Consider the following 19,560-nt stretch of genomic DNA (forward strand, 5'->3'; position numbering starts at 1 on the left):
TAAACAACCTGCCTCAAACACGTGACCTTACATTTGTTTCCACCGCAACTTCTTTACCTACTAAAGGAATTTTGACCGTTCGAAATTCGTTTTATCTTTGCGCTTCCCCTTACGTTATAATTCTAAATTTCATGTTTAATCGTATACATTGTAATTGGTTAGTGGTTGCGGTTTGTCTTTTGTTTTGTGCATGCGGCAACCCCGCAGAAAAACGCAACAATACCAATACCCCTCTATTCGAATTATTAGATGCGGCAACATGTGGTGTTGCTTTTAGCAATACCGTTAACGAAACCGCGCAACAACATATTTTTACCTATCAATACTTTTACAATGGGGCCGGTGTTGCAACAGGCGATTTGGATAATGATGGCAAACCTGAAATATTTTTTACGGCTAATCAGGCCAGTAGCAAGTTGTTTCATAATAAAGGAAACTTAAAGTTTGACGACATAACCTCAACCTCTGGCACAGCCACTACCGGATGGTGCACCGGTGTTACCATGGTGGATATTAATGCAGACGGATGGCTCGACATTTATCTATGTCGCTCACAAAATAAAGAAGCATCCATGCGTACTAATTTACTTTTTATCAATCAAAAAAATCTAACCTTTAAAGAAGAAGCAGCTGTGTATGGCCTGGCCGATGCAGGTTACAGCAATCATGCAACTTTCTTTGATTATGATAATGATGGCGACCTTGATATGTTCCTATGCAATCATACCGTTGTTTGGGATTTTAAAATTGAAAAGCAATACAAACAAAACGAAAAGAAAAACGAATTCGAAACCAACAAATTATATCGCAACGATAACGGCAAATTTATAGATGCCACATCCACTGCTGGTTTGCAATCTAATGCATTTAGCCTGAGCGCCATTATTACAGATATGAATAATGATGGGTGGCAGGACCTTTATGTGTGCAACGATTACACGATGAATGATTTTGCTTACATTAACCAGAAAAGCGGGACCTTTAAAGAAGATGGTTTCAGCTACTTCAGACATACGAGCAAATTCTCGATGGGTTGCGATGCGGGGGATGTGAATAATGATGGTTTGATGGATATTGTTACACTGGATATGTTACCCGAAACAAGCAAGCGTCAAAAGATGCTTTCGGGCAGAACCGATTATGATCATTACTATGCTACGGTAAAGTGGGGTTATGGACATCAGTTGATGCGTAATATGCTGCAACTTAACAATGGAAATAATACGTATAGTGATATTGGGTGCCTGGCAGGAATTGAAAAAACAGATTGGAGTTGGACTGCCCTCCTTGCTGATTTTGACAACGATGCATGGAATGATTTGTATGTTACCAATGGTTACCTCCGTGATTTTACTGATATGGATTTTATCAATTACGGAGCCGAAAAAGTACGCAGCGCTGCCGGCAAACCTGTTGATGTGCTTGGCATAATCAATATGATACCATCGGTAAAGCTGAGCAACTACTGCTTTAGAAATAATGCGAATCTTACCTTTAGTGATAATGCATCTTCCTGGGGCTTAAGCATCCCCTCTTTGAGCAATGGCGCATCCTACAGCGATTTGGATAATGATGGCGATCTCGATCTGGTGGTAAATAACATTAACGACAATGCATTTGTATTTAAGAATAATACTAATAGCCTTGAGCACAACTTCTTACAAGTCAAATTTAAAGGAGACATAAAAAATCCTTTCGGCATAGGTACAACAGTTACTGTAAAAACCGATTCGGTTACCCTAACAAAAATTAATTATGCTTCGCGGGGATACTTGTCATCGGTAGAGCCTAACTTGCATTTCGGTCTTGGCAAAACAAAAAATATTGTTGAAATAAATATCCGTTGGCCCGATGGTAAAGTGCAAAAAATTGTGAATGCAAAACCTAACCAAACCATGGAAATAAAGTATTCAGATGCAACATCTACCGGTGAAAAAGAAATAAAACCAGAACCACTATTCGTGCAGGATGCATTGCAAATGAAACTCAACCATCAGCACCTTGAAAATGAATTTATTGATTTTAAACGTGAACCATTAATCCCGCATACATTTTCGCAAAGTGGCCCACATATTTCGGTAAGTGATGTGAATGGTGATGGCGCTCAGGATTTCTACATTGGTGGAGCGGCAGGTCAGGCAGGCGTATTGTATGTGCAGCAAGAAAATGGAACATTTAAAAAAATAAGTGCACCCTTTACAGCCGATGCTGCATGCGAAGATCTTGGTAGTTTATTTTTTGATGCTGATGGCGACAAGGACATAGACCTGTATGTATGTAGCGGTGGCAGCGAGTTTGATGCGGGATCAGAGAAATACCAGGACAGAATTTACATGAATGATGGCAACGGAAATTTCAGCAAAAACACGAAAGCCATTCCCGCCATGAATACCAGCAGCAGTTGCGCTGTGGCGTTAGACTATGACAACGATAATGACCTCGATTTATATGTTGGCGGTTTTATTACACCCGGCAGCTACCCAGTAGCTGATCGAAGCTACCTGTTGCAAAATAATAAGGGAACCTTTACTGATGTAACGGTAGCTGTATGTGAAGCATTACTAAATCCGGGTATTATTTATTCGGCTGTTGCCGAAGATATCGATAACGACCAAATTTCAGAATTGATAATAGCAGGCGAATGGACACCCATACAGGTATTTAAATGTAAAAGCGGCAAGATAACATTGCTACAAAACAATGGCCTTGAAAAATCAAATGGTTGGTGGCGAAAAATTATTTGTGCTGATGTTAACAACGATGGCGTTAAAGATATTGTTGCCGGAAATATGGGACTTAACTCGCGCCTTACTTGCAGTGCAGATAAACCCGTAAGCGTCTTTTATAATGATATTGATAGTAATGGTACCATGGATGCTTTGCTTTGTTACTATTACAGTGATGGCAAGCAATATCCCATTGCAGGCCGCGATGAAGTAGTTGATCAAATACGAAGCATGCGTAAACGTTACCTTACGTATGGTGAATTTGCTTCTAAAACAATAAACGAATTACTTACCCCTGACGAATTAAAATTTATTAAAACACTAAATGCATATACGTTTGCTAATTCAGTTGCCATAAACAAAGGTGGCGGCAATTTCAGCTTAAGCGCTCTTCCCATGGCTGCACAATTCAGTCCGGTAAATGGTCTGGTTGCCGAAGATATAAATGGTGATAATAAAACCGATTTAATACTTGCCGGAAATCACTATGGAAGCGAAGTTAACATAGGTGTATACGATGCCGGTAATGGATGTGTGCTGGTGCAAGAAGCAAGCGGTGGCTGGAAATCGCTTTCGACAACTGCGAGTGGTTGGTTTACGGCAAACGATGTAAAAGATGTGCAGGTAATTACACAAAAATCATCCGGCAAAAAATTGTACCTAATTGCGAATAACAATAACCAGTTGCAGGTTTATTCAAAACGATAATATTTCTGAAACAATCAGGATACCAGTTGTTGTCGGGAATATTCTTCCCAGACCATCTCAATACCTTGCTGTAAATCAATTTTATGTTTCCAGCCCAGGCTATGAATTTTTGTTGAGTCCATCAGCTTGCGTGGTGTACCATCCGGTTTGGTGATATCCCAAATTACTTCTCCACTGTATCCGGAAACCTGTTGAATTCTCGTTACCAGTTCCTTTATAGTTACATCGGTTCCGGTACCTACATTAACATGTTGCACTTCATTGTAATGAAGCATAAGAAATATGCTTGCATCAGCCAGATCATCCACATGCAGAAACTCACGCATGGGTGACCCCGTTCCCCATACGGTTACGGTTGGATTAGTATTCTGTTTGGCTTCAAAAAACTTTCGAATCAATGCTGGTAAAACATGAGAGTTATTTAAGTCGTAATTATCATTTGGGCCATACAAGTTGGTGGGCATAGCCGAAATAAAATTGCAGCCATATTGTAATTTATAAGCCTCACACATTTTTAATCCTGCTATCTTGGCAATGGCATAAGGTTCGTTGGTTTGCTCCAACGCACCGGTTAGCAAATGCTCCTCCTTGATGGGCTGCGGAGCCAACTTAGGATATATGCATGATGAACCAAGAAAGAGCAACTTCTTAGCCCCATAACGATAGGCCGCATTAATCACATTGCATTCGATAGCCAAATTATCATAAATAAAATCGGCTCGATAAATATTATTTGCTTGTATGCCACCAACCTTGGCAGCAGCAAGAAAAATATATTCCGGTTGCTGTGTATCGAAAAAATTCAACACATCGTATTGATTGCGCAGGTCAAGCTCTTTGGAGGTTGCCGTTATAATATTGGTATAGCCATCTTTCTGCAAACTTCGTACAATGGCACTGCCAACCATACCGCGATGTCCGGCAACATATATTTTCGAATTCTGTTTCATCTGTATTAATGATAAAGATTCAGCAAAAGTAATGGAATATATAAGTTGTTGTTAAATCCGTCTTCTTTTGATAACTAATGCATGGCTCGGTTGTTTCTATTTTTATATTTTTGCAAAAAATAATAATAACATGCCATATCCGGAACAATTAGTAACTCCCTTTCGTGCAGAACTTACGCAAGCAGGATTTACAGAACTAACATCAGCCGAACAAGTTGATCAAACCATACCAAACAGCGAAGGCACCATGCTGCTGGTAATTAATTCAGTATGTGGATGCGCTGCAGGTGCTGCGCGCCCCGGTGTGCGACTTGCCTTATCCAAGTCAACTAAAAAGCCTAACAAACTTATTACCGTTTTTGCAGGTCAGGATCTTGATGCCACAGCCCAGGCACGCAAATATACTGCTCCCTATCCGCCTTCATCTCCGTGCATTGCTCTTTTTAAAGACGGCAAACTTGCCCATTTTATTGAACGCCATCACATTGAAGGTCGCAGTGCCGAAATGATTGCCGAAAATTTAGGCATGGCTTTCGAAGAGTATTGCTCATAAACTTACCCCTCCTATTGGCATCCAACTTGGCTCTAATTGCGCTTGATTTAGAACGGATTGTAACACCCTTGCAACGAGTTTTATCAAATGCCTACAAAATTAGACCGACTAGTTGGTATTCGGCTTACTTATTTTTATTTTAGCGCAAATAATTATTCTTAAAATTTTTAAATCGACAATGAAGAACAAATACATAGCACTAATGTGCTTTCTATTTTTATCAAGCATTAAAATAAATGCACAAAATGCACCACATTGGTGTGCTTCTCATCATGAGTTTGAATCCCAGATGAAAACTAATCCTGACTATGCTCATAGCCAGAAACAGTTAGAAGAATTTACTGCCCGGTTTGTAGAAGATTATCTTAAGAGTAACGATAATCAAAAATTCGTAAACAAGGTGATTCCCGTTGTATTTCATGTGGTTCATGAGGGAGGGGCAGAAAATATTGACCGCTCTCAAATTCTTAATCAATTAGAAATATTGAACAACGATTATCAACGTCTGAATGCAGATACAGGAAACACTCCGTTAGTATTTAGGCCTCTTGCTGCAAATTCAAATATTGAATTCCGTTTGGCAACATTAGATCCCAACGGTAATTGTACCGATGGAATTACGCGTACCTTCAGTGGTATAACTAATGGATGTCGTAATAATGTAAAGGCGCTCATTTATTGGCCAAGCAATAAATACTTGAATGTGTGGGTTGTAAAGAGCATACAAAATACGGGTGGTTCGCCTGGAACGGTATTAGGTTTTGCTCAGTTTCCCGGAAGCGGAAGTTCGCTTACAGATGGAATAGTGATGATTCATAGTTTTGTTGGTGCTGTGGGAACAGCTGCTGGCAATGGAAATAATGGCCGTGTGCTTTGCCACGAGGCCGGACATTGGTTTAACCTTCGCCATATATGGGGAGATGCCGTATGCGGTAGTGACTTTGTTAGCGATACACCGCCACAAGAAGCGCTAAATTTTGGTTGCGCCACATGGCCTAGTGTTAGCAATTGCAATGGCAATGCCCCTAACGGAGATATGTTTATGAACTACATGGACTATAGCGATGGCGATTGTATGAATATGTTTAGTGCAGGTCAAAGCGCACGAATGGCAGCGGCTCTTAACAGTGGAGCAAGCGGACGAAATAATCTTTGGACAACCGCAAACCTTGCTGCTACCGGAACTGATGGCAGCGCCCCTTGCAATCCGGTTCCAGTTGCACTTATCAATGGTGAAATTAAAAGATTATGTGCTGGTGGAAATGCTATTTTTTCAAGCGGCTCATACAATGGTGCTCCATTTACATATCAATGGACATTTACAGGCGGGAATCCCTCAAGTAGTACCCTCTCCAACCCTACCATAAATTATCCAACTGCAGGAACTTATGATGTAACTCTTGTCGCTACTAATCCAAACGGTTCTAATACCATCACGCGCACAGGAATGGTTAAAGTATATGCATTAGCATCATCTAACTTACCTCCCTTTTCACAAGGGTTCGAAACTCTTACACTGCCAGACCCGGATTGGTATACGTTTTCAGATATTAGTCAACAGTGGACTGTAACAAGTGCAGCTGCAAAAACAGGCACCAAATCTTTGGTTCTCATAAACAATACTACTACGCTAAACGGGAGTGATGAATTTGTAACACCTGCCTATAACTTTATTGGTGCAAGCAATATTGGACTTAACTTTCAAGTAGCATTTGCGCAAAAAAATACGGCTGCTGATAATGCGCTTAAAGTTTATGTGAGCACGAATTGTGGCGCATCATGGGTTCCACGCTTATCAAAATCAGGGGCTTCTCTATCTACCATTCCGGGTACCAATAGCGGCAATTTTGTTCCAACTGCTGCACAGTGGCGCCTCGAAACGGTGAATCTTAATAATGTGGCAAATCAACCAAGTGTTATGTTTAAATTCGAGTTTACGAATACTGGTGAAGCCAATAATATTTACCTTGACGACATCAACATACAAGGAACTGTAGGCTTAGATGACGGGCTTGCTTCAGAAATCGATTTCTTTATAGCACCAAATCCTGCTGATAATTTTACTACTCTTAATTTTACGTTTATTAAAAAAGCAGATGCAACGGTTACCGTATACGATATGATTGGCAAATCTATCTCAGAGCAAAATTTATCAAATCTTGGAGCTGGTTCTCATATAATGGAAATAGGCCAAAACCTGAATCCTGGTATTTATATGGTGGAATTTAAAGTTGATAATCGCAAAATTGTACAACGCTTCATTAAACAGTAAGTTGTAAAATAAAAATAGCGAAAAGCCACCTCAACGGGTGGCTTTTTTATGGCTTCTTAGGGCTAGTATAATTCGTAAGAGATGATAATAATTCATTAACGAATCAATTGTTTCAAAACCATTTTCGCGTTATCTTTTATACATATAAATATCAGGTTACAATTTGAATTAGAATCTTGATTGAACCGAAAATAGATAGTTGAATTCCAAATATGGTCGGTAAGCCTTATGAGTAAAGGATTTGCTTGACCCATTTAACCCTTGTAATATTTTCAACTGCATAGCAGTTGAGTTTTTTGTGAATAACATAATGATATCAACGGTTTTAAGCCAAACCTGTATATAAATAAACTCTACTGTCTATTTGCGGTTGAATAAATTGATTACTACATTTTCTAAGAATACGACTATAAAAAAAGTTGAGTTTCGATCATTTACAAAGTATCATCGAACATAATTTGTCGCCTTTAGAAAAAGTTTTAATAAAGAGTGTGAATACAATTGCTTTCGTGTGTTTTTTTGCCCCTTACCTATGCATGAGATATTTGAATGATGCGGTGTGAACGCAGATATGCCATAAATGACTTTTTAGAGTGACTCAGCAGAAAACACAAAAATGCAGTTGCTGCCCTGCCTGTAGCAAACAGGCAATAGACGTACAACAATTTTGTCGATGTATTTCAATCAAGTTTAAAGTAGATCCAATTACGAATACTTACTATTTCACTATAATTTGATTTGCTCTTTTGGTCGATTTTTAAATACCTTTATTTAGATCTTGCTAATTAATTTGCGCATTGAACAAACCAACAACTTGGCAATTCGAAGAAAAAAATAAATGCAAACAAAAATGACCAAAGAGTCATAAACTCATGTATTAAGACAATAGTATGAGAGTTTGAAAACAACCAATATTGCAAAGATTTTCAATGTCAAGAAATTAATAACTATCCTCTGTTTATCGCAAGGTAATTTTTACCCAACAAATAGCAATTTGTTATTAGTGTCCTTCAAAATGATTTTAGTACTGAGTGTTTTTTCGAGGAAAACTGTGTCGCTCCTACGGAGCTAAACAATAAGGGCGCTAATTCATTCTATTGAATGGTCGCTCCTCCGGAGCGCTAAGATCTTTAATGCAGCTGACAAATACTCAGTGAGGCGGCAGGTTAATACATTTGCAACCGACAAAAAGCAACAAGCCATAAATATAAAAAAAATTCTCCGTGTTTCTCCGTGTCTCCGTGCGCCCTTGTATTTAAGCATCAAAGAATACGTATGCAACCGACAAAAAACAACAAGCCTAAAAAAAAAGAAATTCTCCGTGTCTCCATGCGCCCTTGTATTTAATCATCAAAGAAAAAATGTACAACCCACAAAAAACAGCAAGCCCTAACTATAAAAAAAGAAATTCTCAGTGTTTCTCCGTGCCTTATATTTAATCATCAAAGAATACATGTGCAACCAACAAAAAACAGCAAGCCCTAATTAATAATCTCTTTCGTTAAAACATGAAACAGAGGCAATCAAAATTGATCACCCCTGTTTGCATTAGGTTTGATAAGACAATTTACTCCACAATAAGGCGTGCCATTTGTGTTGTGCCTTTGGATGTTACCTTAACGATATAACAGCCAGACGCAAGATTGCTTACATCAAAGTTAAACCTGTTCTGTCCTTCGGCCAAGGCAATAGACTGAGCGTATACTTCTGCGCCTAGCAAATTATATAACTGAATGTTGCCTTCTCCGCTTTCAAATGCATCAAAGTCAATTAGAACATTCGCATTAGCCGGATTGGGATATAAGAAAAGACTTGAAAGCAACTCATTACCTGCACGACAAGTAAATGAAACTGGATGTGTTGCTGTTACACTTGTAGCGCAAGTGGTTGTCGCATTTGCCTTACAGGTGATTATCCCGTTTATATGTCCCCAGTTTACAACAATGTTTGTAGTTCCCTGCCCACTCACAAGTGTGCTTCCTGGTACAACTGTCCACGTGTAACTTAAAGCACCTGTTACCGGTGTACATGAATAAGCTACTCCTGTTTGCCACTTACAGGCTGTATTGGAGCCAATAATAGTAGGCGATACTAACTGACCATAGATAGGATAAGAACGCACCGAGCTGCTTCCGCATATGTTATTTGCCTTAACTGTTACAAAACCTGAATTAGTAAAGGTACCAGCAAAGTTAACGGTAATACTTGTTGTTCCCTGTCCTGAAACAATGGTTGCTCCTGTTGGTACAGTCCAGGTATAACTTGTAGCACCTGCAGATACCGAACAACTATATACAACTCCAGTCCTATTGCACAATCCTCGTTGCAATCCAGTTATCGTAGGCATAGCCGGCACTGTATTTACCACAGTTACAAACAAAGTTCTTGGTGTACTTGTACCACAAATGTTCGAAGCAGTAACACTAATATTCCCGCTAACCGCGGCATTAGAGAAAAACACAGTTATACTGGTAGTCCCTGCACCAAGGCTTATAGATGCTCCTGAAGGTAATGTCCAGGTATATGATGTTGCACCTGGAACGGCAACTATAGAATATACTTGCGAAGAATTTCTGCATACAGTAGCTAGCCCTGAAACTACTCCGGGCATTGCTGGTGCAGAACCTCCGGAACTAACAATAGCGCTGGCACTAGCCGTGCATCCATTACCATCTGTCACCGTAATTGTATATGTTCCGGCTATAAGTCCACTTAAATTTGTGTTAGTACTTCCATTACTCCATAGGTAAGTAAAGACTGGTGTTCCGCCACTAATAGTTGATCCGATAGAGCCAGTATTAACGGTGTTACATGCTACATGCACAGGAGTTAAACTAACACCTAGCGGAGTTGGAGAAGTAATTGTTGCTGAACAGGATGCAGTACATCCTGTTACTAAATCCGTAACCACAACGGTATACGTTCCGGTTGATAGACCGCTTTGGCTTGCATCGGTAGAGCCATTACTCCACAAATAACTTACTCCCGCAGCGGTAGCACTAACCGTTCCATTCGGAATTCCACAACTTATATTATTCGTTGCTGAACATGTTAGTGAAGGATTGATTGCATTAGCATTGACAGTTGCTGTGCAGGAAGCTGTACAGCCTGTTACTAAATCCGTTACTACAACCGTATACGTTCCGGCTGATAAAACGCTTTGGCTTGCATCGGTAGAGCCATTACTCCACAAATAACTTACTCCCGCAGCGGTAGCACTAACCGTTCCATTCGGAATTCCACAACTTGTATTATTCGTTGCTGAACATGTTACTGAAGGATTGATTGTATTAGCATTGACAGTTGCTGAGCAGGATGCTGTACATCCTGTTACTAAATCCGTTACTACAACCGTATACGTTCCGGCTGATAAAACGCTTTGGCTTGCATCGGTAGAGCCATTACTCCACAAATAACTTACTCCCGCAGCGGTTGCACTAACCGTTCCATTCGGAATTCCACAACTTGTATTATTCGTTGCTGAACATGTTACTGAAGGATTGATTGCATTAGCATTGACAGTTGCTGAGCAGGATGCTGTACATCCCGTTGCCAAATCCGTTACTACAACCGTATACGTTCCGGCTGCAAGACCACTTTGGATAGCATTGGTTGAGCCGTTACTCCATGAATAACTTACTCCAGTTGCGGTGGCTGTTACACTTCCGTTAGGTTGAGTACAACTTGTATTGTCTGTGGCACTGCAAGTAACCGTTGGATTACTAGTGTTATTTGCAACGGTTGCTGAACATGATGCTGTGCATCCGGTTACTAAATCCGTTACTACAACCGTATACGTTCCGGCTGCAAGACCGATTTGGCTTGATGTGGTTGCGCCATTATCCCATAAGTAACTTACTCCAGTTGCGGTGGCTGTTACACTTCCGTTTGGTAGAACACAGCTTGTATTGTCTGTGGAGCTGCAAGTAACCGTTGGGTTACTTGTATTATTTGCTACAGTTGCTGAGCAGGAAGATGTACATCCTGTTACTAAATCCGTTACTACAACCGTATACGTTCCGGCTGAAAGTCCGCTTTGGCTTGATGTGGTTGTTCCATTGTCCCATAAGAAACTTACTCCACTTGCTGTTGCTGTTACACTTCCGTTAGGTTGAACACAGCTAGTGATATCTGTGGCGCTGCAAGTAACTGTTGGGTTACTTGTATTATTTGCTACAGTTACTGAACAAGATGCTGTACATCCCGTTGCCAAATCCGTTATTACAACCGTATACGTTCCGGCTGCAAGACCGATTTGGCTTGATGTGGTTACGCCATTATCCCATAAGTAACTTACTCCAGTTGCGGTGGCTGTTACACTTCCGTTTGGTAGAACACAGCTTGTATTGTCTGTGGCACTGCAAGTAACCGTTGGATTACTAGTGTTATTTGCAACGGTTGCAGAACATGATGCGGTGCAGCCTGTTGCTAAATCGGTTACTACAACGGTATACGTTCCGGCTGAGAGGCCGCTCTGGCTTAATGTGGTTGCGCCATTATTCCATAAGTAACTTACTCCACTTGCTGTTGCTGTTACACTTCCGTTAGGTTGAGTACAACTTGTATTGTCTGTGGCACTGCAAGTAACTGTTGGGTTACTTGTATTATTTGCTACAGTTACTGAACAAGATGCTGTACATCCCGTTGCCAAATCCGTTATTACAACCGTATACGTTCCGGCTGCAAGACCGATTTGGCTTGATGTGGTTACGCCATTATCCCATAAGTAACTTACTCCTCTTGCTGTTGCTGTTACACTTCCGTTAGGTTGAACACAGCTAGTGATATCTGTGGCGCTGCAAGTAACTGTTGGGTTACTTGTATTATTTGCTACAGTTACTGAACAAGATGCTGTACATCCCGTTGCCAAATCCGTTATTACAACCGTATACGTTCCGGCTGCAAGACCGATTTGGCTTGATGTGGTTACGCCATTATCCCATAAGTAACTTACTCCAGTTGCGGTGGCTGTTACACTTCCATTTGGTAGAACACAGCTTGTATTGTCTGTGGCACTGCAAGTAACCGTTGGATTACTAGTGTTATTTGCAACGGTTGCAGAACATGATGCGGTGCAGCCTGTTGCTAAATCGGTTACTACAACGGTATACGTTCCGGCTGCAAGATCGTTTTGGATAGCATTGGTTGAGCCGTTACTCCATGAATAACTTACTCCTGCTGCGGTGGCTGTTACACTTCCGTTTGATTGAACACAGCTAGTGATATCTGTGGCGCTGCAAGTAACTGTTGGGTTACTTGTATTATCTGCTACAGTTGCTGAACAAGATGCTGTACATCCCGTTGCTAAATCCGTTACTACAACAGTATATGTTCCGGCTGAGAGGCCGCTCTGGCTTGATGTGGTTGCGCCATTATCCCATAAGTAACTTACTCCAGTTGCTGTTGCTGTTACACTTCCGTTTGGTAGCACACAGCTTGTATTGTCTGTGGAGCTGCAAGTAACCGTTGGATTACTTAAATTATTTGCAATTGTTGCTGAGCAGGATGCTGTACATCCTGTTGCTAAATCGGTTACTACAACAGTATACGTTCCGGCTGCAAGGCCGCTTTGGCTTGAAGTAGTTGCGCCATTATCCCATAAGTAACTTACTCCATTTGCTGTTGCTGTTACACTTCCGTTTGGCTGCAAACAGCTAGTGATGTTTGTGGCACTACATGTAACCGTTGGGTTACTTGTATTATCTGTTACGGTTGCTGAGCAGGAAGCTGTACATCCTGTTGCTAAATCCGTTACCACAACCGTATACGTTCCGGCTGAAAGTCCGCTTTGGCTTGATGTGGTTGTTCCATTGCTCCATGAGTAACTTACTCCACTTGCGGTGGATGTTACACTTCCATTTGGTAGAACACAGCTTGTATTGTCTGTGGAGCTGCAAGTAACCGTTGGATTACTTAAATTATTTGCAATTGTTGCTGAGCAGGATGCTGTACATCCTGTTGCTAAATCGGTTACTACAACAGTATACGTTCCGGCTGAAAGGCCGCTTTGATTTGGTTGGGGGGCCTATGACCCCGTTCCGGCTAAAGGCCGCTTTGGCTTATGTGGTTACGCCATTATCCCGCAAGTAACTTACTCCAGTTGCTGTTGCTGTTACACTTCCGTTTGATTGAACACAGCTTGTATTGTCTGTGGAGCTGCAAGTAACCGTTGGGTTACTTGTGTTATTTGCAACGGTTGCAGAACATGATGCGGTACAGCCTGTTGCTAAATCGGTTACTACAACGGTATACGTTCCGGCTGAAAGTCCGCTTTGGATTGATGTGGTTGTTCCATTGTCCCATAAGAAACTTACTCCACTTGCTGTTGCTGTTACACTTCCGTTAGGTTGAACACAGCTAGTGATATCTGTGGCGCTGCAAGTAACTGTTGGGTTACTTGTATTATTTGCTACAGTTACTGAACAAGATGCTGTACATCCCGTTGCCAAATCCGTTACTACAACCGTATATGTTCCTGCTGACAGGCCGCTCTGGCTTGATGTGGTTGCGCCATTATCCCATAAGTAACTTACTCCTGCTGCGGTGGCTGTTACACTTCCGTTTGGTAGAACACAGCTTGTATTGTCTGTGGAGCTGCAAGTAACCGTTGGGTTACTTGTATTATTTGCAACGGTTGCAGAACACGATGCGGTACAGCCTGTTGCTAAATCGGTTACAACAACGGTATACGTTCCGGCTGCAAGTCCGCTTTGGCTTGATTGGTTATCCATTATCCCATAAGTAACTTACTCCAGTTGCGGTGGCTGTAACTCCTTTGCGCCACACACCTTGTATTTCGGGGTGTAAGCAAACCGCAGGGTTACTAGGTTATTTGCAACGGTTGCTGAACAGGATGCTGTACATCCTGTTACTAAATCGGTTACCACAACGGTATACGTTCCGGCTGAAAGGCTGCTTTGGCTTGATGTGGTTGCGCCATTGTCCCATAAGTAACTTACTCCAGTTGCGGTGGCTGTTACACTTCCGTTTGGTAGAACACAGCTTGTATTGTCTGTGGCACTGCAAGTAACCGTTGGGTTACTTGTATTATTTGCAACGGTTGCTGAACATGATGCGGTACAGCCTGTTACTAAATCGGTTACTACAACGGTATACGTTCCAGCTAAAAGACCGATTTGGCTTGAAGTGGTTACGCCATTATCCCATAAGTAACTTACTCCAGTTGCTGTTGCTGTTACACTTCCGTTTGATTGAACACAGCTTGTATTGTCTGTGGAGCTGCAAGTAACCGTTGGGTTACTTGTATTATTTGCAACGGTTGCTGAACATGATGCGGTACATCCTGTTGCTAAATCGGTTACTACAACAGTATACGTTCCGGCTGCAAGACCAGTTTGGATAGCATTGGTTGAGCCGTTACTCCATGAATAACTTACTCCACTTGCTGTTGCTGTTAAACTTCCGTTAGGTTGAGTACAACTTGTATTGTCTGTGGCACTGCAAGTAACCGTTGGGTTACTAGTGTTATTTGCAACGGTTGCTGAGCAGGATGATGTACATCCTGTTACTAAATCCGTAACCACAACGGTATACGTTCCGGTTGATAAAACGCTTTGGCTTGCATCGGTAGAGCCATTACTCCACAAATAACTTACTCCCGCAGCGGTAGCACTAACCGTTCCATTCGGAATTCCACAACTTGTATTATTCGTTGCTGAACATGTTACTGAAGGATTGATTGCATTAGCATTGACAGTTGCTGAGCAGGAAGCTGTACATCCTGTTGCTAAATCCGTTACCACAACCGTATACGTTCCGGCTGAAAGTCCGCTTTGGCTTGATGTGGTTGCGCCATTATCCCATAAGTAACTTACTCCAGTTGCTGTTGCTGTTACACTTCCGTTTGATTGAACACAGCTTGTATTGTCTGTGGAGCTGCAAGTAACCGTTGGGTTACTTGTGTTATTTGCAACGGTTGCAGAACATGATGCGGTACAGCCTGTTGCTAAATCGGTTACTACAACGGTATACGTTCCGGCTGAAAGTCCGCTTTGGATTGATGTGGTTGTTCCATTGTCCCATAAGAAACTTACTCCACTTGCTGTTGCTGTTACACTTCCGTTAGGTTGAACACAGCTTGTATTGTCTGTGGAGCTGCAAGTAACCGTTGGGTTACTTGTATTATTTGCAATGTTGCTGAACAGGATGCGGTACATCCCGTTGCCAAATCCGTTACTACAACCGTATATGTTCCTGCTGACAGGCCGCTCTGGCTTGATGTGGTTGCGCCATTATCCCATAAGTAACTTACTCCTGCTGCGGTGGCTGTTACACTTCCGTTTGGTAGAACACAGCTTGTATTGTCTGTGGAGCTGCAAGTAACCGTTGGGTTACTTGTATTATTTGCAACGGTTGCAGAACACGATGCGGTACAGCCTGTTGCTAAATCGGTTACAACAACGGTATACGTTCCGACTGCAAGTCCGCTTTGGCTTGATGTGGTTATTCCATTATCCCATAAGTAACTTACTCCAGTTGCGGTGGCTGTAACGGTTCCGTTTGCGCCAACACATAATGTATTATCTGTAGAAGAACAAACAACCGCAGGATTAACTAGGTTATTTGCAACGGTTGCTGAACAGGATGCTGTGCATCCTGTTACTAAATCGGTTACTACAACGGTATACGTTCCGGCTGAAAGGCTGCTTTGGCTTGATGTGGTTGCGCCATTATCCCATAAGTAACTTACTCCACTTGCGGTGGATGTTACACTTCCGTTTGGTAGAACACAGCTTGTATTGTCTGTGGAACTGCAAGTAACCGTTGGGTTACTTGTATTATCTGTTATGGTTGCTGAACAGGAAGCAGTACATCCTGATGCTAAGTCCGTTACCACAACGGTATATGTTCCGGCTGAGAGGCCGCTTTGGCTTGATGTGGTTGCACCATTATTCCATAAGTAACTTACTCCAGTTGCGGTGGCTGTAACGGCTCCGTTTGCGCCAACACAGCTTGTATTGTCTGTAGAAGTACAAGTAACAGTTGGGTTACTTGTATTATCTGCTACGGTTGCTGAACAGGAAGCTGTACATCCTGTTGCTAAATCCGTTACCACAACGGTATACGTTCCGGCAGCAAGGCCGCTTTGGGTAGCATCGGTTGAGCCATTATCCCAAGTAACTTAAGCCTGTTGCTGTTGCTGTAACGGTTCCATTTCCACCAACACATAACGTATTGTCTGTAGAAGAACAAGTAACGATTGGGCTAACTGTATTATTAGAAACAGTTGCAGTACATGTTGCAGTACAACCAGTTGCCTGATCGGTTACCATAACTGTATACGTTCCAGCAGCAAGGCCGCTTTGGGTAGCATCGGTTGAGCCATTGCTCCACATGTAGCTAACACCTGTTGCAGTTGCTGAAACGGTTCCATTTCCACCAACACATAACGTATTGTCTGCAGAAGAACAAGTAACGATTGGGCTAACCGTATTATTAGAAACATTTGCAGTACACGTTGCAGTACAACCAGTTGCCTGATCGGTTACCATAACTGTGTACGTTCCAGCAGCAAGGCCACTTTGGGTAGCATCGGTTGAGCCATTGCTCCACATGTAGCTAACACCTGTTGCAGTTGCTGAAACGGTTCCATTTGAACCTACACAAAATGTATTATTTGTAGAAGAACAAGTAACGGTTGGGCTAACCGTATTATTAGAAACAGTTGCTGAACATGTTGCAGTGCAACCAGTTGCCTGATCGGTTACCATAACTGTATACGTTCCAGCAGCAAGGCCGCTTTGGGTAGCATCGGTTGAGCCATTGCTCCACATGTAGCTAACACCTGTTGCAGTTGCTGAAACGGTTCCATTTGAACCTACACAAAATGTATTATTTGTAGAAGAACAGGTAACGGTTGGGTTAACCGTATTATTAGAAACTGTTGCTGAACATGTTGCAGTACAACCAGTTGCCTGATCGGTTACCATAACTGTGTACGTTCCAGCAGCAAGACCGCTTTGGTTTGCATCGGTAGAGCCGTTGCTCCATGAATAACTTACTCCAGTTGCAGTGGCTGTTACACTTCCGGTTGGCTGCAAACAGCTAGTGATGTTTGTGGCACTACATGTAACCGTTGGGTTACTTGTATTATTTGCAACGGTTGCTGAACATGATGCTGTACATCCTGTTGCTAAGTCCGTTACTACAACAGTATATGTTCCGGCTGTAAGGCCTATTTGGCTTTGATGTGGTTGCGCCATTATCCCATAAGTAACTTACTCCAGTTGCTGTTGCTGTTACACTTCCGTTGGGTTGCAGGCTGTTACACTTCCGTTGGGTTGCACACAGTTTGTATTGTTTGTGCCGCTGCAAGTAACCGTTGGGTTACTAGTATTACTTGCAATTGTTGCTGTACATGATGCTGTACATCCTGTTACTAAATCCGTTACCACAACAGTATATGTTCCTGCTGACAGACCGCTCTGGCTAGCATTGGTTGAGCCGTTACTCCATGAATAACTTACTCCTGTTGCTGTTGCTGTTAAACTTCCGTTTGCGCCAACACATAATGTATTATCTGTAGAAGAACAAATAACCGCAGGATTAACTAAATTATTTGCTAAAGTTGCTGAGCAAGAAGAAGTACAACCACTCACCCCATCTGTTACCGTAACCGTATATGTTCCAGACGCCAGTGCATTCTGACTAGCATTTGTATTCCCGTTACTCCAAAGATATGAAGGAGAAGTGGCATCTGTTATAACCGTAACAGAACCATTAAAAGGAGCTGAACATCGCGTGTTTGCAATTGCCGAGCATGTTGTAGTGTAAGAACAGCCAAAGTAAACAGTATAAAGCTGATTGCATTCGTTGAAATTATTACATAAATCCGTAGCTCTATATGTTCTTTGAACTATATAGGCGCATCCGGAAGTATTAATTGGATTAGCATCTCCAACATGCGTTATCACAACCGGACCATTCATATCGGAAGCAGCAACCAAAGAAGTATCGGCTGCCGGTATAGCAGCAATGGCATCTGCCTGATTTGCGTAACATCCTGAAACAGTTACATTAGCCGGGCAGGTTATAGTTGGCGGAATAATATCAATTGGACATTGGGATGCTGCTGTAATGGTTGTAACCGGACTAATAACATTATTATTAGCATCACAAAGACAACGTGCATGATAAGATTGCCCTGCAGAATAAGTTGGAAGCGTAGTTACGCCTCCGGTAGTCGTACTTGCATTTGTAAACCATCTTAAGGTAGAGCCTGATGGACATCCGGCACCGCTTGTATTGATAGTTCCGGTTCGGATAGGCGCGCAACCCGCGCCACAAGGGTTATCAGTAATTGTTACACCCGGTGCCAATGTAAGAGAAGGACAAGTTATGGAAGCACCAAAGTGTATTGGAGCACCAACATTAACTGCCGGGTCATCACATCCGGAATCTAGCCAGCTACCAGTTGTGCCATCACCTGTTGTTTTAACATTTATTTGAGAAGAGCCAACATTTGAGCCAAGTGTAATAGCAAAACAAAAGGTTAAACCACAAGGCCCACCCAAATCATCACCACAAAGTTGATCTCCAAAATTACTACAAGGGTCATCATCCGCATCCTCATCAAAATACCATCCCTTTGGTCGGCTATTGCAACCAATACTATCCCACATCCATGGAGAGCCGGGAACCGGAGTGCCTGGATTTACGATGGACCCGGGTGGTAACCCCGTCAGATAAACACCATGCAACCAATTGGTGTTAATTTGAATAAAAGAATCTACAGTAACACAAACCTGAATAACGGCTCCAACTGTATAGGGAGAACCACTAGTACCATTGCCACCACCGGATATCAATGTAATGGTTTTGTTGCCTAATATCGCACATTGCGAATGCACTTTTAAAAAACTTATGCAGCAGATTAAAAAGCACAGAATGAATATTTTTTTTATCATCAGTTTAAAAATTTATTTTTTGTTAATTAAGGAAGAATGGCAACCTGCGCAGCGGTTAATTTAAAGTATTGCTTTAACACAGCCTTTCCGTTGGTTTTTGTAAGCTTAATAGTGAAATAGTCTTGCGTATTTCTATTAATAGAAATTATGCCGTCAATCGATTTATACTTCTTCTGAAACGAAGATTGAGAAACACCTGAAATTTTTTGATAAATTGCAGGTGCATACACCTTTACAACATAATCGTTTGCTCCGGTAGTAACAAGCTTTACAGTGTTTGCTTGCTGCGCCTGAACAGGGTTTATAACAGCACTGACAGCAAATAAACTAAAAGCCAAAATAGCCACTAAAAAAAATTTTTTGTTTAATTTTTTCAACATAAATAATGAAATTAAAATTTAATCAACACTAAGGGTACCTGATT

11 protein-coding genes are annotated in these 19,560 nt (G+C 41.8%); 3 read left to right on the top strand and 8 right to left on the bottom strand.

The features are described from left to right. The first annotated feature begins 131 nt into the window (after nucleotides 1-131). A complete protein-coding gene (locus tag IPO27_10930) occupies nucleotides 132-3,434 on the top strand; it encodes a VCBS repeat-containing protein (protein MBK8847024.1) in 3,303 nt (1,100 codons plus the stop codon). 14 nt (nucleotides 3,435-3,448) lie between these two features. Here the strand turns inward: IPO27_10930 and IPO27_10935 are convergent, their stop codons facing one another. Continuing rightward, entirely contained in the window at nucleotides 3,449-4,384 is a 936-nt protein-coding gene (locus tag IPO27_10935) for a GDP-L-fucose synthase (GenBank protein MBK8847025.1), read from the bottom strand. 130 nt (nucleotides 4,385-4,514) lie between these two features. Between IPO27_10935 and IPO27_10940 the strand changes: the two genes are divergently transcribed. Both IPO27_10940 and IPO27_10945 read left to right on the top strand, forming a co-directional pair. Then, entirely contained in the window at nucleotides 4,515-4,937 is a 423-nt protein-coding gene (locus IPO27_10940) for a BrxA/BrxB family bacilliredoxin (protein ID MBK8847026.1), read from the top strand. 178 nt (nucleotides 4,938-5,115) lie between these two features. Further along, nucleotides 5,116-7,209 carry a T9SS type A sorting domain-containing protein gene (locus tag IPO27_10945; protein MBK8847027.1) on the top strand — a complete coding sequence of 698 codons (2,094 nt, stop codon included), beginning with the start codon at nucleotides 5,116-5,118 and terminating at the stop codon, nucleotides 7,207-7,209. A gap of 1,567 nt (nucleotides 7,210-8,776) precedes the next feature. Here IPO27_10945 and IPO27_10950 read toward each other — a convergent pair. The 7 genes from IPO27_10950 to IPO27_10980 form a co-directional block, all read right to left on the bottom strand. Then, a complete protein-coding gene (locus IPO27_10950; protein ID MBK8847028.1) occupies nucleotides 8,777-12,967 on the bottom strand; it encodes a T9SS type A sorting domain-containing protein in 4,191 nt (1,396 codons plus the stop codon). A 301-nt stretch (nucleotides 12,968-13,268) separates the two neighbouring features. Then, a complete protein-coding gene (locus IPO27_10955) occupies nucleotides 13,269-13,940 on the bottom strand; it encodes a hypothetical protein (GenBank protein ID MBK8847029.1) in 672 nt (223 codons plus the stop codon). Between the two features lie 15 nt (nucleotides 13,941-13,955). Further along, the gene (locus tag IPO27_10960; protein ID MBK8847030.1) at nucleotides 13,956-15,386 is read right to left on the bottom strand and encodes a hypothetical protein; all 1,431 of its coding nucleotides are present in this window, start codon (nucleotides 15,384-15,386) and stop codon (nucleotides 13,956-13,958) included. Continuing rightward, nucleotides 15,281-16,285 carry a hypothetical protein gene (locus IPO27_10965; GenBank protein ID MBK8847031.1) on the bottom strand — a complete coding sequence of 335 codons (1,005 nt, stop codon included), beginning with the start codon at nucleotides 16,283-16,285 and terminating at the stop codon, nucleotides 15,281-15,283. The genes IPO27_10960 and IPO27_10965 overlap by 106 nt, the downstream gene beginning before the upstream one ends. Nucleotides 16,286-16,337: 52 nt before the next feature. Beyond that, a complete protein-coding gene (locus tag IPO27_10970; GenBank protein ID MBK8847032.1) occupies nucleotides 16,338-17,432 on the bottom strand; it encodes a hypothetical protein in 1,095 nt (364 codons plus the stop codon). Between the two features lie 36 nt (nucleotides 17,433-17,468). Beyond that, nucleotides 17,469-19,136 carry a hypothetical protein gene (locus IPO27_10975; GenBank protein ID MBK8847033.1) on the bottom strand — a complete coding sequence of 556 codons (1,668 nt, stop codon included), beginning with the start codon at nucleotides 19,134-19,136 and terminating at the stop codon, nucleotides 17,469-17,471. A 26-nt stretch (nucleotides 19,137-19,162) separates the two neighbouring features. Then, nucleotides 19,163-19,516: a hypothetical protein gene (locus IPO27_10980; GenBank protein ID MBK8847034.1), complete on the bottom strand. Its 354-nt coding sequence runs from the start codon at nucleotides 19,514-19,516 to the stop codon at nucleotides 19,163-19,165. Nucleotides 19,517-19,560 lie beyond the last annotated feature (44 nt).

It is taken from the genome of Bacteroidota bacterium, assembly GCA_016714535.1.
In the GTDB taxonomy this organism is placed as follows: Bacteria; Bacteroidota; Bacteroidia; order AKYH767-A; family OLB10; genus JADKFV01.